We start from the raw sequence: 25,030 nt of genomic DNA on the forward strand, positions 1-25,030 counted from the left end.
TCCGAAGACTGGGTGTGACCCCGGCCCTGCCGCCGCTCAGTCGACCGGGTAGACCTGCCCGGTCTGCACGCCGAGCACGCTCTTCGCGAAGGCCTGCCCCACGCGGTGCGACGACACGGGCACGAAGCCGGGGAACGACGAATGATACGACGGCGCATCCGCGAGCACCGACGGGCTCACGGCGTTGATGCGGATGCCGCGGGGCAGCTCGGTCGCCGCGGCGACGACGAAAGACTCGATGGCTCCGTTCGCGAGCGACGCCGCGGCGCCGGTGGCGATCGGCTCGCGCGAGAGGATGCCGGAGGTCAGCGTGATCGAGCCGCCGTCGCGCACATACGACGCGCCGATGCGCACGACGTCGAGCTGCGACAGCACCTTGCCGCGGAAAGCCGCTTCGTAGTCGCTCCGGCTCAGCTCGTCGAGCGAGCGAAAAGGCACCTCTCCCACGGCGACGATCACGGCGTCGATCTGTCCGACCGAGGCGAAGAGGTGCTCCACCGACGCCGAGTCGGTGACATCGACGGACGGCTCGCTGCTGCGCGACGCCGAGATGACCTCGTGTCCGGCCAACGCGTCGACAGCCGTGCGGCCGACCTGTCCACTGGCTCCGATGACCAGGATCCTCATGCTGCCTCCTCCGGATCGTGCGACGATCGCACGACGTTCTCCGACAACGAGCGCGGATGCTGAGACATTCCCGCGCGCTCCGTGACGCCTGTCAGACCGCGTGCACCATCGCGACTGCCGTCACCGCGATCCCCTCACCTCGCCCGGGAAACCCGAGTCCGTCGGTCGTGGTCGCCGTGACGGATACCGGCGCGCCGCCGAGCGCGGTGGACAGGACCTGCTCCGCCTCCGCGCGTCGCGTGCTGAAGCGCGGTCGATTGCCCTGGAACTGCGCCGAGACGTTGCCGATCGCGAAACCGGCCTCGGTGAGGATCTCCCGGGTGCGGGCGAGGAAGACGTCCGCGTGTGCGCCGGCGTACTCGGGGTGTGCGGTGCCGAAGTGCTCGCCGATGTCTCCGAGCCCTGCTGCGCCGAGCAGCGCGTCCACGATCGCGTGAGCGACGGCGTCGCCGTCGGAGTGCCCGGAGAGCGCCGGCTCCCCCGGCCACTGCAGGCCGGCGAGCCACAGGTTCCCGTCTCCGCCGAATGCATGCACGTCGGTGCCGAGGCCGACCCGGGGTCCCGTCCACGTCGGGGCGAGCTCGGGTGCCGGAACGGCGACAGCCGCCAGCAGCTGGCGGGCGCGCTCGAGGTCGGCGGGCGTGGTGATCTTGAATCCGCTGGGCGAACCCGGGATCTGACGCACGAGATGTCCGGCGGCGGCGAACAGCGCCGCATCATCGGTGTACTCGACGTCCGAGCCGCTCGCAGCATCGTAGGCGGCCTCGAGGAGGGCTCGCGGAAACCCCTGCGGCGTCTGCGCTGCCGCGAGCTCGGAGCGGTCCACCGGCGCGATGACCTCGTCTCCGTCGACCCGCTTGAGCGTGTCGACGACGGGGAGCGCCGGGATGACCCCTGCCTCGCCGTCGATCGCCCGGGCCACGGCGTCGATCACCTCCGGCGGGGTCAGCGCGCGCGCCGCGTCATGCACGAGAACTCGCGTGATGTCTCCCCACAGGGCCTTCAGACCGGCGGCGACCGACTGCTGCCTGGTCTCTCCGCCCGTCACGACCCTGCCGAGGTCGACGCGATCGCCGGCCGCAGCACGCACCTCGGTCTCCGCGTCGCCCTCGAACCCTGCGGGGGCGACCACGATGACCTGCGCGGGCGCCGCCGCGAAGACGCCGTCGAGCGCGTGGCGGAGGATCGAATGGCTGTCGATGCCGACGAACGCCTTGGGCGCTCCGGCATCCAGTCGCGTGCCGGAGCCGGCGGCGACGACGATGATCGCGGTGTCAGGGACGGGAAGCATGCTCACCAGGTTCACGTTACCGGCGCGCACGAAAAAAGGCGGATGCCGAAGCACCCGCCTTGTCTCGATCCGCTCAGGAAGCGAGGACCTCGTCGAGCAGTGCGCTCGCCTTGTCCTCGTCGGTCTTCTCCGCCAGAGCCAGCTCCGAGATGAGGATCTGACGAGCCTTCGCCAGCATCCGCTTCTCACCGGCCGACAGACCGCGGTCCTGATCCCGACGCCACAGGTCACGGACGACCTCGCTCACCTTGATCACGTCGCCGGAGGCGAGCTTCTCGAGGTTCGCCTTGTAACGACGAGACCAGTTCGTGGGCTCTTCGGTGAACGGAGCGCGGAGCACCTCGAACACGTTGTCGAGCCCCTCCCGGCCGATGACATCGCGGACCCCGACCAGATCGACGTTCTCCGCAGGCACCTCGATGATGAGGTCCCCCTGGGTCACGTTGAGCTTCAGGTATTTCTTCGCCTCACCCTTGATGATGCGCTCCTTGACCTCGATGATGGTCGCAGCGCCATGGTGCGGATAGACGACAGTTTCGCCAACCTCAAAAAGCATAAAAACTTGTCCTTTCGGCAACCTCAAGGATACCACAGGGGACATGCGCTAAGGTTCGCGCCGCCGCGTCCTCGGGCGGTGCCCCGCATGCGCATAGAATGGGACGCGGATATCCCGTCGTACCTCAGGAGGACCCGTGAAATCGCGCCTTGTTGCGTCTGCCGCCATCAGCGCCCTCGTTCTTCTGGGCGCGACGGGCTGCACGTTCATCTCGCCGCAGGCGACGACGATCGAATACTCCGCCTCCGACGGCGTCAACGTCTCGGACTCCGACGGTCCCATCGACGTGCGCAATGCCTTCATCGTCGCGAACGAAGACGGATCGGTCGGCAACTTCATCGGCGCCGTGGTCAACCCGACCGCCGACAAGGCGACGCTCACGATGACCGTGTCGGGCTCCGATGAGCCGTTCACCGTCTCCGTACCCGCGGGCAAGACCGTCAGCTTCGGTGCCGACGAGGAACCGCTGCGCATCGACGGACTCGACACCATGCCCGGCGCGACCATCGAGATCCACTTCCAGTCGGGCGACGGTGCCGGCACGAAGACTCAGGTTCCCGTTCTCGACGGCACTCTGCCGTACTACGCCGACCTCGTGCCCACGGAGCAGAAGTCGACACCGACGCCCGAGCCGGCCCCCACGGACACGGCTGCCCCCGCTCCGGCGGAGTGAGCCGGCGCATACGCTGACGAAGAGGCCGACACCCTGCGGGGTGCCGGCCTCTTCTCCGTCATGGGGACGGGCGTGCCGTCCGACGACTGTGTCAGCCCTCGAAGCGGTACCCGAGACCGCGAACCGTGACGAGCATGACGGGCTCCCCCGGGTTCTCTTCGATGCGGGAGCGGATCCGCTTGATGTGCACGTCGAGCGTCTTCGTGTCTCCGAAGTAGTCGCTCCCCCACACGCGGTCGATCAGCTGACCGCGCGTGAGCACTCGACCTGAATTGCGCATCAGCACCTCGAGGAGCTCGAATTCCTTCAGAGGCATGTTGATCTGCTGTCCGGCGACCGAGACGGTGTGGCGATCGATGTCGAGCGAGACGCGTCCCCCGTCGAGCACGCGCTCGTCGAGCTCGCTGTCGGCCTGCACCACGCGACGAAGGACCGCGCGCATCCGGGCGAGCAGCTCGCGGGACGAGTACGGCTTTGTGACGTAGTCGTCGGCGCCGAGCTCGAGTCCGACGACGATGTCCACCTCCGAGTCCTTGGCCGTGACCATGATGATCGGCACAGCCGAGGTCGAGCGGATCTGCCGGCACACCTCGGTGCCCGGCATGCCAGGCAGCATCAGGTCGAGGAGCACGACGTCGGCGCCACGCTCGCGGAAGGCGGCCAGCGCCCCTGGACCGTCCTCGGCGATCTCGACCTCGTACCCCTCTCGGCGCAGCAGGTAGGCGAGCGGGTCGGCGAGGTCGGGCTCGTCTTCGACGAGAAGGATGCGGGTCATGCGTTCTCTCCGTTTCGGACGCGAGCAGCGGCCTTGGCCGCTTTGCGCTCGCGCTTCTTCTTGTTCTTCTGGTCCTTGTCGATGCTCGGGGGAGCGTCGATCCTCGGAAGCCTGATGGTGAAGGTCGAGCCTCGTCCGGGTCGCGACCAGAGGCGTACTTCGCCGCCGTGGCGCTGTGTCGCATGCTTGACGATCGAGAGTCCGAGCCCCGTTCCGCCGGTGCGGCGGGACCGCGCCTCGTCCGCCCGGTAGAAGCGCTCGAAGATCCGCTCCCGATCCGCCTCCGCGATCCCGATGCCCTGGTCCGAGACCGCCACTTCGACCACCCCTTCATCGGCCTTCACACCGATGCCGACGCGCGACCCCTTCGGGGAGTAGACGATCGCGTTCGCGATGAGGTTGCCGAAGGCCTCGATGAGGATCTGCGAGTCGCCGCGCACCCAGACTCCGCGATCGCCGCCGCGGGCGAGTTCGACCCCGGCAGAGTCGGCCTGCACGACATGCGCCTCGAGCGCGGTGGCGAGAACTTCGTCGATCGAGACGGGCCGCACATCGGACAGCGCATCGTCGGTCTGCAGTCTCGAGAGACTCATGATCCGACCGGTCAGCTGACCGAGACGTGCGGCTTCGGCCGAGATCCGGGTCGCGAAGTGACGCACCTGAGCAGGGTCGTCGGCCGCCGATTCGATGGCCTCGGCGAGCAGAGTGACGGCTCCCACAGGGGTCTTGAGCTCGTGACTGGTGTTCGCCACGAAGTCTCGGCGCATCTGGTCGAGGCGCTCCTGCTCCGTGACGTCGCGGATGATCAGCAGCGTCATGCGCGGACTGATGGCGCTCGCCCGAGCCGACACGAGCCGTGGATCGAGGCTGAGCCCGCCGCGCGTGATGCGCAGCGACTCGGTCGCCGAACTGCCCTCGATGCGTCCGCCACGCACGAGCTGACGCAGCTCGGGGTTCTCCAGGGGTGCGCCCACCTCGATGCCGAACCTGGTCGCCGCCTTCGAGACGGCGAGCACGAGTCCGGAGGAGTCGACCACGCATGCTGCATCGTCCATGCTGCCGAGCACGGCGGTCACACCGTCCGGGACCACGAGCGAGGTCTCATCGGCCACGCGCGCCCGCGCACGGTATGCCCAGGCCACGAGAAGGGAGAGGCCAACGCCGATCACGAGGCCGACGGCCAACGCGAGCAGCGCGATCTGCGGCAAGGTCATAACCCCAGCGTAGAGTGCGTTCACCCGCGGATCGGCGGGTTCGCCCGCCCCTGAGCCACGGCGAGAAGTACTATTCACGTGCTGGGCACCGTTCGTTAACCTTCGGAGCAGACAATCGCTTTCGGGCCTGTGCGGGAGCGCTGTGCTCTCCTCTCGTGCGAGCGGCCCGGCCGTCTCGCGTTGACACCACAGCCGAGACCCGAACGAAAGGTTGCGCCGACATGCGCGAAGTCTTCCATCAGTCCCTCGAGGACCTGCAGTCCCAGCTCGTGGAGATCGCCGACCTCGTCACGGTCTCCATCGACAAGGCCACCCGCTCCTTCGCCACGAGCGATGTCGAGCTGGCCGAAGAGGTCATCGCCGATGACGCCAAGATCGATGCGCTGGCCGTGGCGCTCGACGAGCAGGCCATCGAGATCCTCGCCCGCCAGCAGCCGGTCGCGCGAGACCTGCGCGTCGTCGTCACCGCGCTGCGCGTGAGCGCCTCGCTCGAGCGCATGGGCGACATGTCCGAGCACATCGCCCAGCTCGCGCGCCTGCGCTTCCCCGAGCGCGCGATCCCGAAGGGCCTCAAGGGCACCTTCACGAAGATGGGCGAGCTGGACGTCGAGATCTCGCGCACGCTCTCCGAGCTGCTGCGAACCCAGGACCTGAAGCTGGCCGACACCATCCGCAACACCGACGACGACATCGACGAGCTGCACGCCAGCGTCTTCGAGAAGGTGCTCAGCGACAACTGGAAGGGCGAGGCCACGGCGACGGTCGACGCGACGCTCGCCAGCCGCTACCACGAGCGCTTCGCAGACCACGCGGTCGCGGTCGCCAAGAAGGTCATCTACCTGGCGACCGGCGACTGGCGCATCGAGGAGGAGGACATCGCCCTCGCGGTCGAGCAGCAGCAGGAGCTCGGCCACGCCTGAGCGCCGATGACACGACGAAGGGGGCGGATGCTGTCAGCATCCGCCCCCTTCGTCTGCGGTGTTACTTCTTGCCCTGCGCTGCCACGGCGGCAGCACCGGCGGCGGCAGCCTCGGGGTCGAGGTAGCGGCCGGGACCGGTGGGGACGTTGTTCTCATCGAGCTCGTACACGAGCGGGATGCCGGTGGGGATGTTCAGCTCGGCGATGTCATCGTCGCTGATGCCCTCGAGGTGCTTCACGAGGCCGCGCAGCGAGTTGCCGTGCGCGGTGACGAGGACCGTCTTGCCTGCTTCGAGGTCGGGGACGATCGCGTCGTCCCAGTACGGCAGCAGGCGATCGATGACGAGCTTCAGCGACTCCGTCCGCGGTACCTCACCGTCGATGCCGGCGTAGCGCACGTCATTCACCTGGCTGAACTCGCTGTCGTCGTCGAGCACGGGCGGCGGCACGTCGAACGAACGGCGCCACAGCTGGAACTGCTCCGGACCGAACTCCTCGAGCGTCTGCGCCTTGTCCTTGCCCTGCAGAGCGCCGTAGTGACGCTCGTTGAGGCGCCACGAGCGCGTGACCGGGATCCACAGGCGGTCGGCCGCGTCGAGCGCGATGTTCGCGGTCTGAATCGCACGGCTGAGCAGCGAGGTGTGCAGCACGTCGGGCAGGATGCCCGCCTCGGCCAGGAGCTCGCCGCCTCGGCGGGCCTCGTTCCGGCCCTGCTCGTTCAGGCGGACGTCCACCCATCCGGTGAAGAGGTTCAGTTCGTTCCACTCGCTCCGGCCGTGACGGAGCAGGATCAGGGTGCGCTTCGAAGTCATGGCCCCAGTTTATCGGCGCAGCCGGACGCGTCCACGCCCATGCCCTGCGAGGATTGACGCATGGCGTCATCTCCCCTCGGTCGGCCGACCCGCGGCACCACCGGGACGAACAGGCTGCGCCGCAACGATCGCTGGATCGCGGTGAGCCCCGCGTTCCGCCGCGCCGCGGATCCGCTCGTCATCGACCTCGGCTACGGCGCCAGCGGGGTGACCGCCTTCGAGCTCGCCACCCGACTGCAGCGCGTGCGAGCGGATGCCGAGGTGCGCGGCCTCGAGATCGATCCGGTCAGAGTCGCGACCGCGACTCAGCAGCTGGTCGAGGTGCAGGCAGGGAACACCGCCTTCTCGCCCGATCTGCGCGTCTCCTTCGCTCGCGGTGGATTCGAGGTGCCTCTGCCTGCCGGGCGGCGCCCCGCGGTGATCCGCGCGATGAACGTGCTCCGCCAGTACGACGAGTCCGATGTCGCCGCGGCCTGGAGCACGATGGCCGGGCGCCTCGCTCCCGAGGGCCTGCTCGTCGAGGGCACCTGCGACGAGATCGGTCGGGTGTCGAGCTGGGTCGACGTCGACCCGACCGGATCGCCGCTCCGGTTCACGATCTCCCTGCGTCTCGCGGATCTCGAGCGTCCGAGCATCGTCGCGGAGCGGCTGCCGAAAGCGCTGATCCACCGCAACGTGCCCGGCGAGCGCGTGCACGCCCTGCTCGTCGACCTCGATCGCGAGTGGAGCCGTGCGGCGCCGTTGTCGACCTTCGGAGCGACGCAGAGATTCCTGGGCGCGGTCGCCGCTCTGCGCGATCAGGGCTGGCCCGTGCTCGGCGTCAAGAGCCGGTGGCGACTCGGTGAGCTCACGCTCCCCTGGGATGCGGTCGCGCCGCTCCCCTGAAGGGCGCTTCTCGCCCCGCGAGTCAGCCCGCCTGGCGCGGATCCGGTGCGCTCGGGCGTCGGGACAGTCGGGTGATACGAGGGATCTCGGCCGTGGCACCGGCATCCGCCGGCACGATCACCTGCTGCGTCGCGGCGATGTCGGCCCCCTCGGCGCGGACGACGAGATCGCCGACCGGCGTGCGACGCGACAGGATCGCGAGCGCGATCGGTCCGTCTTCATGGTGCCGGGCGACCGACGTGATGTGACCGACCTCGTCGTCGCCCGCGAGCACCGCATCGCCGACCGCTGGCAGCACGGCCTCGCTGCCGTCGAGGTGCAGTGCCGCGAGCCTGCGCGGCGGGTGACCCAGGTTGTGGACCTTCGCGACGGTCTCCTGTCCGCGGTAGCAGCCCTTGTTGAGGTGCACGGCGGTGCGGATCCAGTCGGACTCGTGCGGCAGCGAGCGCTCGTCGACCTCGGCCGACCACCGCGGTCGCCAGGCGGCGATGCGCAGTGCCTCGGCGGCGAGGAGTCCGGCGACCTCTTCCGGTGAGAGCGTCGCTGCCAGCGCACCTGCTGCCTCGGCGGTCGCGATGGCCACTTTCCAGGCGAGGTCTGCACCCGGGTGATCGAGGACCTCGGCGTACTGGTGACCGCCCGCGCTCACGCGCTGCCACGGATCGGTCCAGATCAGCGGTGCGCCTGCAGGAGCGGATGCCGCAGCAGTCGCACGCTCAGCCGCCCCGCCTCCGTCGACGAAGCCGAGCAGCGCGAGATCGGGACGCACCGCGACGGTGGCCTGTGTGCGGAACTTCATCCGCGTCAGCCAGGTCGCCAACGCCTCGGCGTCGCCGGCATCCGCGATGAGCCAGGTCGATGCCCCGTCGTCGAGGACGCCGGCGGCGTGCTCGACGCGCCCCTGAGGATCGAGCACGAGCATCTCGGTGCTCTCGCCGGGCGCGAGCCGACCGACGGACTGCGAGGTGATGGAATCCAACCATCCGAGTCGTTCCGGTCCCGCGACCTCGATGACCGTCCGGTCGTCGAGCGGCACGATCGCCCCGCCTGAGGCGAGGCGACGCTGCTCACGGAACGCGTCGCCGAAGTGGGCGATCCCGCCGTCGCCGGTCACCGCGCCGGGGATGCCGGAGAAACCGGTCATGTCAGACCTTGGCCAATCGTGCCGACGCGTGCGCCCGCATAGGAGTGCCGAGAGCCGCGATGTCCCAGGCCCAGAGCAGGTGGTTGTCGACGAGTCCGTACATGCGCGTCGCGGCGCCGTACTCCTTGGCACCCGCACCGCGGACGATCGCGTCGGAGGCGATGTCGATGCGCGGACCGTTGATCTCGCCGAGGTAGAGCTCGAGCGTCCCGTCGGCGTGTGCGAGAGAGACCTCGATCGGGAATCCGCCCGATGCCGCACGCAGTTGCTCGACGTCGTCGACGCCGCGCGTGACCGGCTCGGTCAGCGGCGGCAGCAGCCCGGGGCCGGGATCGGCGGCGGTGGCCGGACGGCTGAGTCTCCAGAAACCGGTCTCGGCGACGAGCGGGAGGGAGACCGCCTGGTCGTCGCCGGTGAACGTCGCAGTGGCCGAGTAGTTGAGGAACGGGCCGCCGTCGTGGCTGAAGCTCACGCGATGCGTGAACTCACCCTGTAGACGCTCGTCGCCGACCGGATAGTCGATGACGCCGGTTCCCTCCCAGACGCCGATGAGCCACGAGAGCGGCGCGAGGTCGGCGGGGAGATCGGTGGGGAGCTCGAGCACGATGCTCAGCGCTGGCCGCGGAAGAGGTTTCTCAGCACGACGACCGAGACGAAGGCGATCGCGAGGCTCGCCAGGCCCAGGAGGCCGATGAAGAAGAGTTCGAGCGCCATGAGGTCCATGGCCACCACTTTACCCTGCGGTAGACCCGGTGTCTCGTCTGCGGATCAGGTGAGGAGTGCGGCCAGGCCGAAGCCGACGGAGATCACGCCCATCAGCAGCAGCGCACCGATCGTGCTGGCACCCACACGGAAGATGAAGCCCTGTGTGCGCCCGTACTGCAGCTGCACGGCGAAGGAGAGGAGCACGATCGCGCCGAACGCGACGAGCAGCCACGGCACCCGCCACTCCTCGGCGACGAAGATGCCCACGCCGACAGCGGCCACCAAGGCGACGGCCCAGACGATGAGCACGCCGACGAAAGCATTACGCGGTGCGAGCGCTGGATCCGTCATGACTCCATTGTCACCCATCAGCGCCCGGTATCATTGCGGCACGGCGTACCCCGCCGTCCGGAAGGAGTGCGTGTGGCCCAGGTCCTGGTGTTGACCAATGCTCCGGTCTCGGAGCAGGTCCTGCCCGCACTCGAGCTCCTCAGCCATCGAGTGCGTCAGATCCCGGCCGAGCCCGCCCAACTCGTGAGCGCCCCCGAGTACGACATCGTGATCGTCGACGGCCGTCTCGATCTCGTCGGGGCGAAGTCCCTCTGCCGCCTGCTGCGGGCCACAGGGCAGGACGCCCCGCTGCTGCTCGTCGTCACCGAGGGCGGCATGAGCGCCCTCTCGGGCGAGTGGGGCATCGACGACGTGCTGCTGTCGACTGCGGGGCCGGCCGAGACCGACGCGCGGGTCAGGCTCGCACTCGCACGCCGTGACGAGGTCGCCGAACCGACCCGCGTACAGGCGTCTGGCGTCACGATCGACGAGCAGTCCTATTCGGCGAAGCTCCGCGGACGCCCGTTGGACCTCACCTACAAGGAGTTCCAGCTGCTGCACTTCCTCGCCACGCACCCCTCTCGCGTGTTCACCCGCGAGCAGCTGCTCAGCGAGGTGTGGGGATACGACTACTTCGGCGGCACCAGAACGGTCGACGTGCACGTCCGTCGACTGCGGGCGAAGCTGGGCGACCAGGAGCAGATCATCGGAACGGTGCGCAACGTCGGCTACCGATTCAACGTCTACGACGAGGAGCCGGTCGCCGCTGCGCGCTGACGCACGAGAGGTCAGTTCACGCGCGCGACACCTCACGGTGCTTAGATGTACCCCATGATCGATCCCGCACTCGCCGACGCAGGTCTCGGTGACGCTGAAGATGACGACTTCGATGCCATCGAGTCCCCGGACGCGCTCCTCCCCGACCACCGCTACCTCGATCGTGAGCTGAGCTGGCTCGCGTTCAACCAGCGCGTGCTCGAGCTGGCGGAGGATCCCTCGCTCCCCGAACTCGAGCGCGCGAACTTCCTCGCCATCTTCGCGAGCAACCTCGATGAGTTCTTCATGGTCCGCGTCGCCGGGCTCAAGCGTCGCATCGTGACCGGCCTGGCCGTGCCCACCAACATCGGCCGCTCCCCCGCCGACGCCCTCGCCGACATCGCTCGCGAGGCGCACGCGCTGCAGCTGCGCCACGCCGACGCGTGGAAGTCGCTGGTGCGTCCGGCTCTCGCCGAATCCGGCATCGAGATCACCGAATGGTCCGAGCTCAGCGACGACGAGCGGTCCAAGCTCTCCGAGTACTTCGGAGCGCAGGTCTTCCCCGTCCTCATGCCGCTCGCGGTCGACCCCGCGCACCCCTTCCCGTACATCTCGGGACTGTCGCTCAACCTCGCCATCCGCATCCGCAACGCCCGCACCGGCCGCCAGGAGTTCGCCCGCCTCAAGGTGCCGCCCATGCTTCCCCGCTTCGTCGAGGTGCCCGGAACCGGCGAGATCAAGCGCTTCCTGACGCTCGAGGAACTGATCGCCAACCACCTCGGCGACCTCTTCCCCGGTATGGAGGTCCTCGATCACCACGCCTTCCGCCTGACCCGCAACGAGGACGTGGAGATCGAGGAGGACGAGAGCGAGAACCTCATCCAGGCGCTCGAGGCCGAGCTGCTGCGGCGCCGCTTCGGCCCGCCCATCCGCCTCGAGATCACGGACGACATGGACGAGGTCACGATGGACCTCCTCGTGCGCGAGCTCGAGATCACCGACCAGGAGATCTACCGGCTGCCCGGGCCGCTCGATCTGCGCGGCCTTTTCGACCTGTCGCGCATCGACCGACCCGATCTCCGCTACCCGCCGCATCTGCCCACCACCGCTGTCGCCTTCCAGCCCACCGGGAGCAATACGCGGGCCGACATCTTCAAGGCGATCCGCAAGTCGGACGTGCTCGTGCACCACCCGTACGAGTCGTTCACCACCAGCGTCGTGGCGTTCCTCGAGCAGGCGGCGCGCGACCCGCACGTGCTGGCCATCAAGCAGACGCTCTATCGCACCTCGGGTGACAGCCCGATCGTCGAGGCGCTGATCAACGCCGCCGAGTCCGGCAAGCAGGTGCTGGCGCTGGTCGAGGTCAAGGCCCGCTTCGACGAGGCCAACAACATCGTCTGGGCGCGCAAGCTCGAGAAGGCGGGAGTCCACGTCGTCTACGGCCTCGTCGGACTCAAGACCCACTGCAAGCTCGCCCTCGTCATCCGCGAGGAGGACGGCGTGCTGCGCCACTACTCGCACATCGGCACGGGCAACTACAACCCGAAGACCAGCCGCATCTACGAGGACTTCGGGCTGTTCACCACCGACGCCCAGGTGGGCAAGGACCTCACGCGTCTGTTCAACGAGCTCAGCGGCTACGCCATCGAGAAGAAGTTCAAGCGTCTCCTCGTGGCGCCGCTTCACCTGCGCAAGGGACTGGTGCGCCAGATCGACCACGAGCGCCGCAATGCCGAGGACGGCAAGCCCGCCGGCATCCGCATCAAGGTGAACTCGATGGTCGACGAAGAGGTCATCGACGCTCTGTACCGCGCCAGCGCCGCCGGCGTGAAGGTCGACGTGTGGGTCCGTGGGATCTGCAGCCTGCGCACCGACCTCGAGGGCATCAGCGACAACATCACCGTCCGCAGCATCCTCGGCCGGTACCTCGAGCACTCGCGCATCTTCGCATTCCACAACGACGGCGACGCCCAGGTCTACATCGGCAGCGCCGACATGATGCATCGCAACCTCGACCGCCGCGTCGAGGCGCTGGTGCGCGTCACCGACCCCGTCCACATGAAGGATCTGCTCGATTTCTTCGATCTCGCCATGGACCCGGGAACCACGTCGTGGCACCTCGGAGCCGACGGCGTCTGGACCCGCCACGCCGAGGATGCCGCAGGCAAGCCCCTCGTCGACCTGCAGGACAAGACCATGGGGTTGATCCAGCGGCGTCGTCGAGCACGGGCGGTTCGATGAGCGCGCACACGAGCACCCAGACCGCACGGTCGAAATGGACGGACAAGGCCGTGTATGCGGCCGGCGCGGTCGTGTGGAGGCTCATCGACGGCAAGCTGCGCATCCTCCTGATCCATCGCACGAAGTACCGCGACGTCACGCTCCCCAAGGGCAAGGTGGATCCCGGCGAGATGCTCGCCGAGACCGCGGTGCGCGAGGTGCATGAGGAGACCGGCATCCGCGTCTCCCTCGGCGTGCCCGTCGGCGTCAGTCGGTACCACCTGCCGTCGAGCAAGCAGAAGGTCGTGCACTACTGGGCGGCCGAGGCGACGGCCGACGCGATCCGCGCCTCGACCTTCGTGCCGAACCGCGAGATCGCCGCGCTCGAATGGGTGAGCGTCAAGAAGGCCCGCGCCCGGCTGAGCTACCCCGTCGACATCGAGATCCTCGACTTCTTCACGCAGCTCGTCGACGACGGCGTGCTGCGCACCTTCCCGATCATCGCTCTGCGTCATGCGAAGGCGCTCTCGCGCTCGGACTGGGACGGGGCGGATGCCGCACGGCCTCTGACAGACCGCGGCGAGCAGCAGGCGAAGTCGATCGTCGGTCCGCTGCGGGCCTTCGGCGTGCGCAAGATCATCACGAGCGATGCCGTGCGCTGCATGCAGACCGTGGCGCCCCTCGCGAAAGCCCTCGACCGCAAGACCGTCACCACCCCGAAGATCAGTCAGGATGCGTGGGAGGACGGCGACGACGATCTGCGTTCCGTGGTCGGCCGGCGCGTGCGCTCCGGCAAGCCCGCGGTGCTGTGCAGCCATGGCCCGGTCCTCCCCGGAATCCTGACGGAGATCGCGCTGGCGACCGGCACCGTCCGCGGCTCGTACGTGAGCAGCGCAGCCGACCTCGAACCGGCCGCCTTCTCGGTCGTCCACCTCTCGGCGTCGAATCCGGGGTCGGGGATCATCGCTATCGAGACGCACATCCCCAAGGCGTGACACCGACCGGCTCGCGCTGCGAGCCGTGGGAAGGCCGCACCCGGTTCCGGGTGCGGCCTTTCACATGCCCCAGAGAGACGCGTGCCGTTCACCTCCCGTTCACCTGCGCGGGAGAGTCTCGTTAACCGCCGCACATAGCGTCACTGTGTGCCCTGCACCGGGCCCCACCCATCAAAGATCGAAGGATCCACAGTGAAGATCTCCCGAATCGCACGTATCGGCGCCGTCGGCGCCGTTGCCGCTCTCGCACTCGCCGGCTGTGCCGCGAACGAAGGCGGAACCGGCGGCTCCACCGACGCCCCGAGCGAGTCCACGCTCTCCGGCACGATCGAGGCCACCGGCGCCTCCTCGCAGGAGGCCGCGCAGCAGTCCTGGGTCGCCGCATTCCAGACCGCCAACCCCGACACGACGGTGAACTACACCGCCACCGGTTCGGGCACCGGCCGCGAGAACTTCATCGCCGGCTCCTCGAACTTCATCGGCTCCGACCGCGCGTTCGACGCCGACGAGCTCGCCGCAGGCGGCTTCGGCTCCTGCACCTCCGACGACATCGTCGAGATCCCCGTCTACATCTCGCCCGTCGCCGTCGCGTTCAACCTCGAGGGCATCGACGAGCTGAACCTCGACGGCCAGACCATCGCGAAGATCTTCTCCGGCGCCATCACCAACTGGAACGACGCCGCCATCGCCTCGCAGAACGAGGGCGTGGAGCTTCCCGACCAGGCGATCGTCCCCGTGCACCGCGCAGACGCGTCGGGCACGCAGGAGACCTTCACCAAGTACCTCAGCGCCGTCGCCCCCGACGTGTGGACCTACGAGGCCAGCGACGAGTGGCCGCTGTCGACCGGTGAGGCCGGCGACGGCACCTCGGGCGTCGTCGACGCGATCACCAACGGTGTCGGCTACATCGGCTTCGCCGACGCATCGCGCACCGCTGACCTGGGCCAGGTCGCCGTCGAGGTCGAGGGCGAGTACGTCGCGTACTCCGCCGAGGCAGCCGCAGCGCTCGTCGAGGCATCCCCGCTCGAGGAGGGTCGCTCCGACCACGACCTCGCGTACGCCGTCGACCCGGCCGCAGCGCCCGCCGGCTCGTACCCGATCGCACTCGTCTCGTACCTCATCGGCTGCGTCGAGTACGACGACGCCGAGACCGCCGGTCTCGTGAAGGCGTACTTCCAGTACGTCGCATCGGCCGAGGGCCAGGACGCTGCAGCAGAGGCCGCGGGCAGCGCCCCGATCTCGGACAGCCTGCGCGAGCAGATCAACACGGCGATCGACGCGATCGTCACGGAGTGATCGACGGCTCAGCACACCGCTGAGCCCCGGTCCCGACGCCCCCGTGGTGTCGGTCGTAGGACTCGACCGACACCGCGGGGGCACCCGCATGAAAACCCCGAACGTCCCTCAGAGCCTGGAGTCGCTCCGATGACCACAACCTCAACGGGTCCCGATACCACCCGTTCCACCGGGACGCGCACCGCTCCCCGCCGCCGCGGCGACCTCGTCTTCTCGGGCACCGCGCTGGCGGCGGGAATCATCATCCTCGTCACCCTCGCCGCGGTGGCCGTCTTCCTCATCGTGCAGGCGATCCCCGCACTGTCGTCCGACACCTCCAACAACCACATCCTCGAAGGGCAGTCGTTCCTGTCGTGGGTGTGGCCGTTCGTCTTCGGAACGCTGTGGTCGAGCTTCATCGCCCTCGTCATCGCCGCCCCGATCGCCATCGGCATCGCGCTCTTCATCTCGCACTACGCCCCTCGCCGCCTCGCCGGCGTCCTCGGCTACATCATCGACCTGCTGGCCGCCGTGCCCTCGGTCGTCTTCGGTCTCTGGGGAGCGCTCACCTTCGCGCCGATGCTCGTGCCCTTCTACAAGTGGCTGAACACGAACCTCGGCTTCATCCCGCTCTTCAGCGGAACGCCCTCCGGAACCGGCAAGACGATCCTCACCGCCTCCCTGGTGCTCGCGGTGATGATCCTGCCGATCATGACCGCGATCTGCCGCGAGGTCTTCCTGCAGACGCCGAAGCTTCACGAAGAGGCGGCCCTCGCGCTGGGAGCCACGCGCTGGGAGATGGTCCGGATGGCCGTGCTCCCCTTCGCACGCAGCGGAATGGTGTCGGGCGCGATGCTCGGTCTCGGTCGCGCACTCGGCGAGACGATGGCAGTGACCCTCGTGCTCTCGCCGCTCGGCATCGTCACCTTCAACCTGATCAACCCGGAGAACCCCACGACGATCCCTGCGATCATCGCGCTGCGGTTCCCCGAGGCCCACGACGAAGGCGTCAACACGCTGATCGCCGCGGGTCTGATCCTCTTCATCGTCACCTTCGCGGTCAACTTCGTGGCCCGCTGGATCGTCTCGCGCCGCGCCGAGTTCTCGGGAGCCAACTGACATGACCGCCACTCTCACGCCCTCACCGTCGCCCGCGTCCGTCGTCGCCCCGACGCACATCACCTCGGCCGGCCACCTGCCGAAGTGGGCCCCCTGGGCACTGCTGCTGGTCGCATTCGTCGTGTCGGCGACGATCTTCGCCTTCATGAACGTGGGCAACGACCCCGCCGACTTCAACATCGCGCTGACGCTCGTCGTCGGCCTGCTGTTCTACATGGTGCTCATCATGGTGATCTCCACCGTGGTCGAGAGCCGTCGCCACGCGATCGACCGTCTCATGACGGCGCTGGTCTCCGGCGCCTTCGTGGTCGCGCTCCTTCCCCTGATCTCGCTGCTCTACACCGTGGTCGTCAACGGCCTCATGCGGTTCGACGGAGAGTTCTTCAGCTTCTCGATGCGCAATATCGTCGGCGAGGGCGGCGGCGCGGTGCACGCCATCTGGGGCACGCTGCTCATCACCCTCGGCGCGACGATCATCTCGGTGCCGATCGGCCTGATGACCTCGATCTACCTCGTCGAGTACGGCGAAGGCCGCAAGCTCGCGCGCGGCATCACCTTCCTCGTCGACGTCATGACCGGCATCCCGTCGATCGTCGCCGGTCTCTTCATCTACTCGGTCTTCTCGATCATCGTCGGACCGGGCACGCGAATGGGCATCATGGGTTCGCTCGCGCTCTCGGTGCTGATGATCCCGGTCGTCGTGCGCGGCTCGGAAGAGCTGCTGCGCATCGTGCCGAACGAGCTCCGCGAGGCGGCCTACGCACTCGGCGTGCCGAAGTGGCTCACCATCCTCAAGGTCGTGCTGCCCACCGCGATCGCCGGAATCCTGACGAGCATCATGCTGGCCATCTCGCGAGTGATCGGCGAGACCGCCCCGCTGCTGCTCACCGTCGGAATCGTGCAGGGCATGAACCTGAACATGTTCAGCGGCCAGATGGCCACACTGCCGGTGTTCTCGTACATGCAGGCCAAATACCCCGGCATCCCCGTCGATGCCTACCTCGAGCGGGCCTGGGCAGCCGCCCTCACCCTGATCGTCATCGTGATGGTGCTGAACCTCCTAGCTCGCGTCATCGCCAAGGTGTTCGCCCCCAAGATCAACGGCCGCTGAGCCGTCATACCCGACTGAAGAAGAAGAAGGATTTCACGTGTCCAAGAGCATCGAAGTCAACGACCTCAACGTCTACTACAGCGACTTCCTCGCGGTCGAAGGCGTCAGCATCGACATCAAGCCCAACACCGTCACGGCCTTCATCGGCCCGTCGGGCTGCGGCAAGTCCACGTTCCTGCGCACCTTGAACCGCATGCATGAGGTCATCCCCGGCGCGCGCGTCGAGGGCGAGGTGCTGATCGACGGCAAGAACCTCTACGGCACCGGGGTCGACCCCGTGCTCGTGCGCCGCCAGGTCGGCATGGTCTTCCAGCGCCCGAACCCGTTCCCGACCATGTCGATCAAGGAGAATGTGCTCGCGGGCGTCAAGCTCAACAACACGCGCATGGCCAAGAGCGACCAGGATGCCCTGGTCGAGAAGTCGCTGCGTGGGGCGAACCTCTGGAACGAGGTCAAGGACCGCCTCGACCGCCCGGGCTCCGGCCTGTCCGGCGGTCAGCAGCAGCGTCTCTGCATCGCGCGTGCCATCGCCGTCTCCCCCGACGTGATCCTCATGGACGAGCCCTGCTCGGCGCTCGACCCGATCTCGACCTTCGCGATCGAGGAGCTCATCGCCGAGATCAAGACCCAGTACACGGTCGTCATCGTGACGCACAACATGCAGCAGGCGAGCCGCGTGTCCGACAAGACGGCGTTCTTCAACATCGCGGGCACCGGCAAGCCGGGCAAGCTCATCGAGTACGACGACACCCGCACGATGTTCACCACTCCGTCTGTCCAGGCCACCGAGGACTACGTCTCGGGTCGCTTCGGATAAGCATCCGCCTCAGCTTCGACCGGGCGCCCGTTCTTCGCGGGCACAGCTTCGGAGCTGCTGGTCCGAAACGCCGTGCGACCCTCTGGTCCCACGGCGTTTCGTCGTTTTAGTCCGAATCGGTGCCCGGGGCCAGACCGCGGCACTCATCCTGCAGAGACGAGCCAGGACGAATTGCGTCCACAGATGCCGGCATCATGGTCGAGAACGAGCATCGGGATCGCGGATGCTCCTCTGATGTGCAGCTCATCATCGATCGAGATCTGGACCTGGCGCGACCTTCGGGCGAGAAGCTCACGCCGGGCTCTCGACGCTCGCGTGCGGCGCGGGCAGCTCCGTCGAATCCGACGGGGGGTCTACGCTGCCGACACGGCCTGCGCGAGCGCCGTCGAGGCTGCTGAGCATGGAGGCTCTCTGGGATGCGCCAGCGCAGCACGGCACCTCGGCATCTGGGTTCTCGAGGATCCAGCTCTGCACGTCTGGCTTCGCGCAGACAGACACCATCACCCAGGCGTCAGCCGTGAGTGCACCTGCATCCGTCATTGGGATTCAGGCGCTTCCTCGCGAACGTTCGGGCTCCCTTCGGCACCTCGGATACTGCTGCAGATGCTCCACTGCCGCGGCGGCGAGGCGTTCTTCGTCGCGCTCGAGTCCGCGCGCCGCCTCGGCCTGATCGACGGCGATGGGCTGCGATGGCTGCGGCTGCACGTCGATACCTTTGGACGAGACCTGATCGACTTCTCCCGCGCGGATGCCGACAGCGGCCTGGAGTCACTCGTTCGGCTGCGACTCCGCAAGTACGGATGGTTCGTCCGCTGCCAAGTGCGGTTCGTCGCGAGCGGCATCGTCGATCTCATGATCGATGATTGGCTTCTCATCGAGACGGATGGCAAGGCGAATCATGAGGGACAGTCGCATCGACACCGCGATCTCACCCGGGACGCCACGGCCGCCGCGTGGGGGCACGCCACACTTCGGTTCGACTATGCGATGGTCATACATGACTGGGATCTCGTCGAGCGAGCGATTGTCGGAATGATGGCGCTCAGGCCCTGATCATTCTCGGATCAGCGCCCCATTTACGGCACAACTTCGGATGCCGGTCGACGACGCGCCGATCCGGGTGATTGCGCGCGGCGGGTCGGTCGAGAGCTCCGAAGTTGTGCCCGTAGCGGGCGGTCGGGCCAGGCGCACGGCGCCTCAGTCGCGGGGCGAGAGGAGGTAGTCGTTCAGCTCGGCCGTCAGGGCGTGATCGACCGCGATGTCGACTCCGTCGACGGCGGTGATCGGGGCGGCGAGGCGAACGCTCGAGACCAGCCATGCGGCGTCAGCCCGGGGAAGGTCGGATGCCGGCACTCGGCTGTATTCTGCGACGAGCCCCTTCCCGGCAAGGTAGTCGTAGACGCTCAGCTGCGTCGTGCCGTGCAGGATGCCGCCGTTCGGGGCCGGTGTCACGAAGCGATCCCCGACACGCAGGATCAGCGACGCGGTCGGCGCCTCGAGCACGAAGCCGTCACGCGACAGGAAGATGGCGTCGTCGGCGCCTCGTCGATGCGCCTCGCGAAGCGCCGCCATGTTCACGGCGTAGGAGAGCGTCTTGGCGCCCAGCAGCAGCCACGGTGCTTTCTCGGCCACGTCGAGGTCGTATCCGCGGTCGAGGGTGACGACGCGGATTCCCTGCTCCCGCACAGTCGAGAAGTCGGATGCCGGCGCCGCGGTGACCCAGGCCGTCGGCGTGGGGCCGTGCTCGACGCCTCGGCTGAGGATGAGCTTGATGACGTACTCGCCCCGCTCGCAGTGTGCGGCGGCCCGCTCGATCGCCTGGTGCCACTGCGCCTGGTTGGGAAGCGGCAGATCGCACAGCTGCGCCGAGTGAGCCAACCTCTCGAGATGCGGCACGACCTCCTGCGCATGACCGTCGATCACGCCGATCGACTCGAACACTCCGTCGCCGCGCTGCGTGCTCAGCTCCCCCACGCTGAGCGCCGGAGCGGCCGCATCGACGAGAGTGAAAGTCTCTGCGAAGTCGGAACGGTCGACGTCAGCCGCCGCAGGATCGATCATCAGAGCAAAGCGCCGTGTCATGATCCGAGCCTAGGGCCCCGGGAATAGCTGCAGCATGATCTTGTTACAATGGAGTGGCCGGGCCGCATAACCCCGGGCTCCAATTTTTGCCGCTGCGAGCGGCCTTCCGCCGAGAGGCGTTTTTGCGGCCCGGTCTTTTCATGCCCGGGCCGGGGTTGTGCCCGTCGCGAGTCCGCGAGGGCGCGCACTCACCCGGACGCCTCCGCTCAGGCCAGGGCTCCGGACCGCCACAGCACAGCGGAGGCCGACAGGTCCTGCGCATAGCTGCTCAGCCGCAGGGCGCGGGTGGTGAGCTCGCTGGCGCGCGACGGCTCGGTCGGCTCGTAGTCGTCCGCCGTGTGCGTCGCTCCCGAGGCCTGGACCCGGCAGAACGCGGCCGCCCGGTCGAGGGCGACCGCGAAGTCCCCCCGGAACGCGCCACGGAGGATCGTGTCGATCAGCGCGACGAGCTCATCGGGGTTCGCCGGCACCGGCGCCCCGGCGATCACGGCATCCACCGACGCCAGTTCCACCCTGCCGCGCTCGTAGAGCAGGGCAGCGGTCTGCGGGTCGCCGTGGATCGCCAGCTGCAGGATGTAGAGCCGCCAGAGGGCGCCCGGCAGGGTGCGGGACGGTGCCTTCGACCAGAGCTCGGCGATCTCGTCGATGCCGTGCTCATCGGTGAAGGCGACGAGTCTGTCAGCGCTCACACCGCTCTCGTCGGCACGGACACGGGTCAGCAGAGCGGATGCCGTCGCGTGCGCGATGCGCGTCTCCTCGGCGGGATCGTGACTGCCGACGATGTTGTCGAAGGCGCTGGTGGGCCGGCGCACCGGACGGGAGAACTGCTCAGGCATCAGTCCAGGGTACGCGCGATCCGGGAGGTCAGGCTGTCGGAATCACGACGACGGGGTCGGTCGTCGGCAGACCGGAGGGCGAACCGCCGTCCTGCTCCACCGTGACCGCGATCACGTCGCCCGCCTGCATCTCTCCGGCGAGCACTGCCGTCGCTTCGCCGTCTTCGACCGCGAACACGCCTGCCGGCACCGGGGTGTCGCCTCGGACGTACCAGAGCTCGTAGGTCTCCCCCTCGGCGAGCGACGGGATGCCGTCGGTCACGAGCACGGACTTGCCGAGAGACGCCGACCAGTGCGCGGTCGCCGTGCCACCGCTCTCGAGAGAGACACTGGCCTGCTGAGCGTCATCGGCCGACTGGATGTCCTCGAGTGCGACGACGCTGGCCGGCCGGTTGATGTACGTGTTGATGGCGACAGCGCCCGCTCCCACACCGACGAGCAGTGCGAGGCACGCGGCGAGCGCGAAGAGGAAGCGGAGGCGGTGTGCCGGAGCCTTCGGCGCGGCTTCCCCACCGAGAGCGGTCGGAGCGGAGTCCTCCGCAGGCGCGGCATCCGACGTCTCGTCCGCCAGGGCGTCAGGGGTCGAATCGGCGAACATGATGTCGCCGTTCTGCGGTGTCTCCGCGATCCGTGCGAGCAGCGTCGCGCGGATGTCGGGCGACGGAACCACCGGAGCTGCGCCGTCGGCGAGGAATCCTGCGCTGTCGGCATCCGCATCGACGATGCTCTGCCACTCGGGATGCGCTGCGAGAGCGGCGTGATAGCGCTGCTGGTCATCGGGCGACAGCGCGTCGAGTGCCGCTCCTGCCGCGAGTTCTGCGAATTCCTGCTCGTTCATGCCGTCACCCCCATAGCTGTCCTCAGACGCGAGAGCCCATCTCGCATCCGTGTCTTGATCGTCCCCAGCGGTGCCCCGACGAGCACTGCCACTTCGTTTTGACTGTAACCGCCGTAGTAGGCCAGGACGAGAGCTTCGCGCTGAGCCTCAGGAAGGCCCGAGAGTGCGTGAACGACCTTCTCGCCCTCGATGCCCAGCTCCACCGTCTCCGCGACACTGTCGTGCGCGACTCCGATATCCCTGAACCCGGCTCGCACGTCTCGGTCCGCACTGGACTGGGACGCCCGAACCCGGTCGACCGCACGACGGTGCGCGATCGTCATCACCCAGGTTCTTCCCTGTCCCTTGTTCGGAGCGAACTTCGTAGCGGATTGCCAGATCTCCAAGAAGACTTCCTGAAGCACCTCTTCGCTCTGCGAGCGATTGACGAGAACCCTGAGGATGAGGCCGAAGACGCGAGACGACAGACTGTCGTAGAGCTCCGCGAACGCACGCTGGTCACCGTCGCCGATGCGCAGAAGCAGGTCAGCGACAGCATCCCGAGCCGTACCGTCTTCCGGTACGTCCATTCCGTCGATGACCATCTCTAACAGCATGCCGCATTCACCCCGCTTTCCCGTGCAGCCGCCACCCGAAAGTGACGGAAATGAGTCCTCTTAAGTGCGGTTCGTCGAATGATGTTCGCGGCCGACCCCCGGAACGGATTGCATTCGACGACTCGAAAAAAACTTTGCGATTTCTCCCATCCGATCCCGACGGGGCTCCGAACGACTGTCAACGCCACGGAGAGGCCGTGGCAGTGTTCTGAAGGAGCTTGAGATGTTCAGCACCAAGAAGAAGGTCACCGCAGCCATCACCCTCGGCCTTGCGAGCGCATTCCTGCTCTCCGCATGTTCCATGGGCGGCACCACCGAAGAGCCGGCAGAGTCGACGGCCCCCGAGTCGTCCGAGACGATGGCTCCCGAGACCGAGACGATGGACCCGGCCGCCAACCTGGTCGGCCCCGGCTGCGCCGCATACGCAGAGGCTGTGCCGGACGGTGCAGGTTCCGTCGAGGGCATGGCTCTCGACCCGGTCGCCACCGCGGCATCGAACAACCCGCTGCTCACCACGCTGGTGGCGGCAGTCAGCGGACAGCTGAACCCCGACGTCAACCTCGTCGACACGCTCAACGGCGACGAGTTCACCGTCTTCGCTCCGGTCGATGACGCCTTCGCGAAGATCGACCCGGCCACCATCGAGGCTCTCAAGACGGACAGCGCCACGCTGAGCTCGATTCTGACCTACCACGTGATCCCCGGACAGCTGACCCCCGATGAGATCGTCGGAACGCACGCCACCGTGCAGGGTGCAGACGTCGAGGTCACCGGCAGCGGCGACGACCTGATGGTCAACGACGCGACCGTCATCTGCGGTGGAGTCCAGACCGCGAACGCCACCGTGTACCTCGTGGACACGGTTCTGATGCCCCCGGCCGAGTAAGGCCCGGGAACGCCGAGGCGGACACTCGGTAAGCCATCTCACCTCTCGGGGGAGGTCGGTGGGATGGTGCAAGGAGCCGCTGACGACATCGTCGTCAGCGGCTCCTTCTTTGCGCCCTAGACTGGAGGGGCGGGCCTCTAGCTCAGTTGGCAGAGCATCGGACTTTTAATCCGCGGGTCGTGGGTTCGAGCCCCACGGGGCCCACCGTTATCACCGTCGGCCGGATCCGGCCACCCCCTTCACCGCATCCGCGTCCTGCGAGAGAGTCGTGGCGTCCCCATCCGGGACATCCACCCCACGAAAGGACGCATCATGGCGACTCTCACCGACAGCCGAGTGGCATTCCTCGCGACAGACGGATTCGAGGACAGCGAGCTGACCAGTCCGTGGGAAGCGGTGCAGGGCGAGGGCGCGAGCGCCACGCTCATCGCACCGGACGGACAGCAGATCACCGGCAAGAACGGTCACGTGCAGCACGTCGACCTCACCTCCGAGAAGGCCACGGCCGACGAGTTCGACGCTCTCGTGCTTCCGGGCGGTGTCGTGAACGCCGACCACCTGCGGCTCGACAAGGCATCCATCGACCTCGCGCGCTCGTTCTTCGAGCAGCACAAGCCCGTCGCCGTCATCTGCCACGGCGCCTGGATCCTGATCGAGGCCGGCGTGGTCGACGGACGGACGCTGACCAGCTACCCGAGCCTCGCGACCGACCTCCGCAATGCCGGAGCCACCTGGGTCGACGAGGAGGTCGTGGTCGATGCGGGGCTCGTCTCGAGCCGCACGCCCGACGACCTTCCCGCGTTCAACGCGAAGCTGATCGAAGAGGTCGCTGAAGGCAAGCACGCCGAGCAGACCGCGTGATCTGAGCACCGGGCGGTCCGGTGTCAGGCGCCCGCGCGCGCCCGGTGACGCCGGACCGCCGCTCTGTTCGCACAGCGCACCGAACAGAACCGCTGGCGGCCGTTGCGCGTCACATCGACGACCACGTTCGTGCAGGGCGAGGCCTCGCAGCGCCCGAGGCGATCCATGCCGCGGGTGACCAGGTGCAGCGAGGTTCCGACGGCGAAGATCGCACGGAGGACGTAGGGCAGAGACTGGACATCGTCGCGGTAGTGCAGGTGCCAGCCTTCGCCGTCGTGGTTCGTGAGGCGAGGGTAGGCCGCCGCCCTGGCCATCTGCGCGTTGAGGATCTCCGCGCGGGCCTCCGGGTCCCGTGCGTCGACGATCGTCAACCAGTCGTCGACCACTTCCCTCACGCGTGCGCGGTCGTCCGCCGCGGGTGGGAACGTCATCGTCATCCCCATCTCGAGTGTGCGCTCCTCGATGCCCGGACGGTCGGCGGGGAAGTCGTCGGCGAGGGATGCCGCGAGAAGCACCGCGTATTCTCCGTAAGGGTTGAGATGCATAAGGCCATTACATCACGCTGGAGTCATGACCTCCCTGCACACTCTGCCGATCCCTCACCAGACAGCGAGAATCCACGAGCACGCCTGGACCGCGGACTCCCGGCATCCGACCAGCGAGGGCGTCGTCGTGTACGTCCGCTGCGCTGAGTGCGGCACGCATCG

27 protein-coding genes and 1 tRNA gene are annotated in these 25,030 nt (G+C 67.8%); 14 read left to right on the forward strand and 14 right to left on the reverse strand.

Features of this window, described 5'->3' with window-relative positions; all coding sequences use genetic code 11:
• Nucleotides 1-36: 36 nt before the first annotated feature.
• The 3 genes from AKG07_RS07795 to AKG07_RS07805 all read right to left on the reverse strand — a co-directional run bounded on the left by AKG07_RS07795 (nucleotide 37) and on the right by AKG07_RS07805 (nucleotide 2,474).
• A complete protein-coding gene (locus tag AKG07_RS07795; protein WP_053097302.1) occupies nucleotides 37-627 on the reverse strand; it encodes a short chain dehydrogenase in 591 nt (196 codons plus the stop codon).
• A 91-nt stretch (nucleotides 628-718) separates the two neighbouring features.
• Nucleotides 719-1,918, reverse strand: coding sequence for a 2-C-methyl-D-erythritol 4-phosphate cytidylyltransferase (gene ispD / locus AKG07_RS07800; protein ID WP_445928303.1), 1,200 nt, complete (start codon nucleotides 1,916-1,918; stop codon nucleotides 719-721).
• Between the two features lie 73 nt (nucleotides 1,919-1,991).
• A complete protein-coding gene (locus tag AKG07_RS07805; protein WP_053097304.1) occupies nucleotides 1,992-2,474 on the reverse strand; it encodes a CarD family transcriptional regulator in 483 nt (160 codons plus the stop codon).
• A 136-nt stretch (nucleotides 2,475-2,610) separates the two neighbouring features.
• Here AKG07_RS07805 and AKG07_RS07810 point away from each other — a divergent pair, with 136 nt between their 5' ends.
• Nucleotides 2,611-3,147: a hypothetical protein gene (locus tag AKG07_RS07810; protein WP_053097306.1), complete on the forward strand. Its 537-nt coding sequence runs from the start codon at nucleotides 2,611-2,613 to the stop codon at nucleotides 3,145-3,147.
• Between the two features lie 91 nt (nucleotides 3,148-3,238).
• Here the strand turns inward: AKG07_RS07810 and AKG07_RS07815 are convergent, their stop codons facing one another.
• Both AKG07_RS07815 and AKG07_RS07820 read right to left on the reverse strand, forming a co-directional pair.
• Nucleotides 3,239-3,922, reverse strand: coding sequence for a response regulator transcription factor (locus AKG07_RS07815; protein ID WP_053097307.1), 684 nt, complete (start codon nucleotides 3,920-3,922; stop codon nucleotides 3,239-3,241).
• The gene (locus tag AKG07_RS07820) at nucleotides 3,919-5,136 is read right to left on the reverse strand and encodes a sensor histidine kinase (RefSeq protein WP_053097309.1); all 1,218 of its coding nucleotides are present in this window, start codon (nucleotides 5,134-5,136) and stop codon (nucleotides 3,919-3,921) included. Before AKG07_RS07820 ends, AKG07_RS07815 begins: the two co-directional genes overlap by 4 nt.
• A 221-nt stretch (nucleotides 5,137-5,357) precedes the next feature.
• Between AKG07_RS07820 and phoU the strand changes: the two genes are divergently transcribed.
• Nucleotides 5,358-6,056 carry a phosphate signaling complex protein PhoU gene (gene phoU, locus AKG07_RS07825; protein WP_053097311.1) on the forward strand — a complete coding sequence of 233 codons (699 nt, stop codon included), beginning with the start codon at nucleotides 5,358-5,360 and terminating at the stop codon, nucleotides 6,054-6,056.
• Nucleotides 6,057-6,117: 61 nt separating this feature from the next.
• Here the strand turns inward: phoU and AKG07_RS07830 are convergent, their stop codons facing one another.
• Nucleotides 6,118-6,867: a phosphoglyceromutase gene (locus AKG07_RS07830; protein WP_053097313.1), complete on the reverse strand. Its 750-nt coding sequence runs from the start codon at nucleotides 6,865-6,867 to the stop codon at nucleotides 6,118-6,120.
• A gap of 60 nt (nucleotides 6,868-6,927) precedes the next feature.
• On the opposite strand from AKG07_RS07830, the gene AKG07_RS07835 reads away from it, so the two are divergent.
• Complete coding sequence (locus tag AKG07_RS07835) at nucleotides 6,928-7,752, forward strand: class I SAM-dependent methyltransferase (RefSeq protein WP_053097315.1); 825 nt, start codon at nucleotides 6,928-6,930, stop codon at nucleotides 7,750-7,752.
• Between the two features lie 22 nt (nucleotides 7,753-7,774).
• Here the strand turns inward: AKG07_RS07835 and ygfZ are convergent, their stop codons facing one another.
• From ygfZ to AKG07_RS07850, 3 genes are all read right to left on the reverse strand, one after another.
• Nucleotides 7,775-8,896, reverse strand: a complete 1,122-nt coding sequence (ygfZ, locus tag AKG07_RS07840; protein WP_053097317.1) for a CAF17-like 4Fe-4S cluster assembly/insertion protein YgfZ — start codon at nucleotides 8,894-8,896, stop codon at nucleotides 7,775-7,777.
• 1 nt (nucleotide 8,897) lies between these two features.
• Nucleotides 8,898-9,500 carry an FABP family protein gene (locus AKG07_RS07845; protein ID WP_053097319.1) on the reverse strand — a complete coding sequence of 201 codons (603 nt, stop codon included), beginning with the start codon at nucleotides 9,498-9,500 and terminating at the stop codon, nucleotides 8,898-8,900.
• 164 nt (nucleotides 9,501-9,664) lie between these two features.
• Nucleotides 9,665-9,952 carry a hypothetical protein gene (locus tag AKG07_RS07850; RefSeq protein WP_053099202.1) on the reverse strand — a complete coding sequence of 96 codons (288 nt, stop codon included), beginning with the start codon at nucleotides 9,950-9,952 and terminating at the stop codon, nucleotides 9,665-9,667.
• A 72-nt stretch (nucleotides 9,953-10,024) separates the two neighbouring features.
• Here AKG07_RS07850 and AKG07_RS07855 point away from each other — a divergent pair, with 72 nt between their 5' ends.
• From AKG07_RS07855 to AKG07_RS18050, 8 genes are all read left to right on the forward strand, one after another.
• A complete protein-coding gene (locus AKG07_RS07855; protein WP_053097321.1) occupies nucleotides 10,025-10,708 on the forward strand; it encodes a winged helix-turn-helix transcriptional regulator in 684 nt (227 codons plus the stop codon).
• A gap of 54 nt (nucleotides 10,709-10,762) precedes the next feature.
• Entirely contained in the window at nucleotides 10,763-12,928 is a 2,166-nt protein-coding gene (locus tag AKG07_RS07860) for an RNA degradosome polyphosphate kinase (RefSeq protein ID WP_053097323.1), read from the forward strand.
• Entirely contained in the window at nucleotides 12,925-13,902 is a 978-nt protein-coding gene (locus tag AKG07_RS07865; protein WP_053097325.1) for an NUDIX hydrolase, read from the forward strand. Before AKG07_RS07860 ends, AKG07_RS07865 begins: the two co-directional genes overlap by 4 nt.
• A 192-nt stretch (nucleotides 13,903-14,094) precedes the next feature.
• On the forward strand, nucleotides 14,095-15,198 hold the full coding sequence (gene pstS / locus AKG07_RS07870) for a phosphate ABC transporter substrate-binding protein PstS (RefSeq protein WP_053097327.1): 1,104 nt from the start codon (nucleotides 14,095-14,097) through the stop codon (nucleotides 15,196-15,198).
• Nucleotides 15,199-15,327: 129 nt separating this feature from the next.
• Entirely contained in the window at nucleotides 15,328-16,296 is a 969-nt protein-coding gene (pstC, locus tag AKG07_RS07875) for a phosphate ABC transporter permease subunit PstC (RefSeq protein WP_053097329.1), read from the forward strand.
• 1 nt (nucleotide 16,297) lies between these two features.
• Nucleotides 16,298-17,407: a phosphate ABC transporter permease PstA gene (pstA, locus tag AKG07_RS07880; protein ID WP_053097332.1), complete on the forward strand. Its 1,110-nt coding sequence runs from the start codon at nucleotides 16,298-16,300 to the stop codon at nucleotides 17,405-17,407.
• A gap of 37 nt (nucleotides 17,408-17,444) precedes the next feature.
• The gene (gene pstB, locus AKG07_RS07885) at nucleotides 17,445-18,224 is read left to right on the forward strand and encodes a phosphate ABC transporter ATP-binding protein PstB (RefSeq protein WP_045254296.1); all 780 of its coding nucleotides are present in this window, start codon (nucleotides 17,445-17,447) and stop codon (nucleotides 18,222-18,224) included.
• Between the two features lie 603 nt (nucleotides 18,225-18,827).
• Entirely contained in the window at nucleotides 18,828-19,277 is a 450-nt protein-coding gene (locus AKG07_RS18050; protein ID WP_230100380.1) for a DUF559 domain-containing protein, read from the forward strand.
• 144 nt (nucleotides 19,278-19,421) lie between these two features.
• Here AKG07_RS18050 and AKG07_RS07895 read toward each other — a convergent pair whose 3' ends face one another.
• The 4 genes from AKG07_RS07895 to sigK form a co-directional block, all read right to left on the reverse strand.
• Nucleotides 19,422-20,306, reverse strand: a complete 885-nt coding sequence (locus tag AKG07_RS07895; RefSeq protein WP_053097333.1) for an aminotransferase class IV — start codon at nucleotides 20,304-20,306, stop codon at nucleotides 19,422-19,424.
• Nucleotides 20,307-20,512: 206 nt separating this feature from the next.
• Nucleotides 20,513-21,142, reverse strand: a complete 630-nt coding sequence (locus tag AKG07_RS07900; protein WP_053097335.1) for a hypothetical protein — start codon at nucleotides 21,140-21,142, stop codon at nucleotides 20,513-20,515.
• 28 nt (nucleotides 21,143-21,170) lie between these two features.
• Entirely contained in the window at nucleotides 21,171-21,980 is an 810-nt protein-coding gene (locus tag AKG07_RS07905; RefSeq protein WP_053097337.1) for an anti-sigma factor, read from the reverse strand.
• Nucleotides 21,977-22,576: an ECF RNA polymerase sigma factor SigK gene (gene sigK, locus AKG07_RS07910; RefSeq protein WP_171821930.1), complete on the reverse strand. Its 600-nt coding sequence runs from the start codon at nucleotides 22,574-22,576 to the stop codon at nucleotides 21,977-21,979. Before sigK ends, AKG07_RS07905 begins: the two co-directional genes overlap by 4 nt.
• Before the next feature lie 223 nt (nucleotides 22,577-22,799).
• On the opposite strand from sigK, the gene AKG07_RS07915 reads away from it, so the two are divergent.
• From AKG07_RS07915 to AKG07_RS07925, 3 genes are all read left to right on the forward strand, one after another.
• Nucleotides 22,800-23,462 carry a fasciclin domain-containing protein gene (locus tag AKG07_RS07915; RefSeq protein ID WP_053097339.1) on the forward strand — a complete coding sequence of 221 codons (663 nt, stop codon included), beginning with the start codon at nucleotides 22,800-22,802 and terminating at the stop codon, nucleotides 23,460-23,462.
• A gap of 131 nt (nucleotides 23,463-23,593) precedes the next feature.
• Nucleotides 23,594-23,666, forward strand: a tRNA-Lys gene (locus AKG07_RS07920).
• Nucleotides 23,667-23,774: 108 nt separating this feature from the next.
• Entirely contained in the window at nucleotides 23,775-24,323 is a 549-nt protein-coding gene (locus AKG07_RS07925; protein ID WP_053097341.1) for a type 1 glutamine amidotransferase domain-containing protein, read from the forward strand.
• A 23-nt stretch (nucleotides 24,324-24,346) separates the two neighbouring features.
• Here AKG07_RS07925 and AKG07_RS07930 read toward each other — a convergent pair whose 3' ends face one another.
• Nucleotides 24,347-24,868, reverse strand: coding sequence for a CGNR zinc finger domain-containing protein (locus tag AKG07_RS07930; protein ID WP_053097342.1), 522 nt, complete (start codon nucleotides 24,866-24,868; stop codon nucleotides 24,347-24,349).
• Nucleotides 24,869-25,030: the final 162 nt, after the last annotated feature.

Origin of the sequence: Microbacterium sp. CGR1, assembly GCF_001266755.1 — a bacterium.
In the GTDB taxonomy this organism is placed as follows: Bacteria; Actinomycetota; Actinomycetes; order Actinomycetales; family Microbacteriaceae; genus Microbacterium.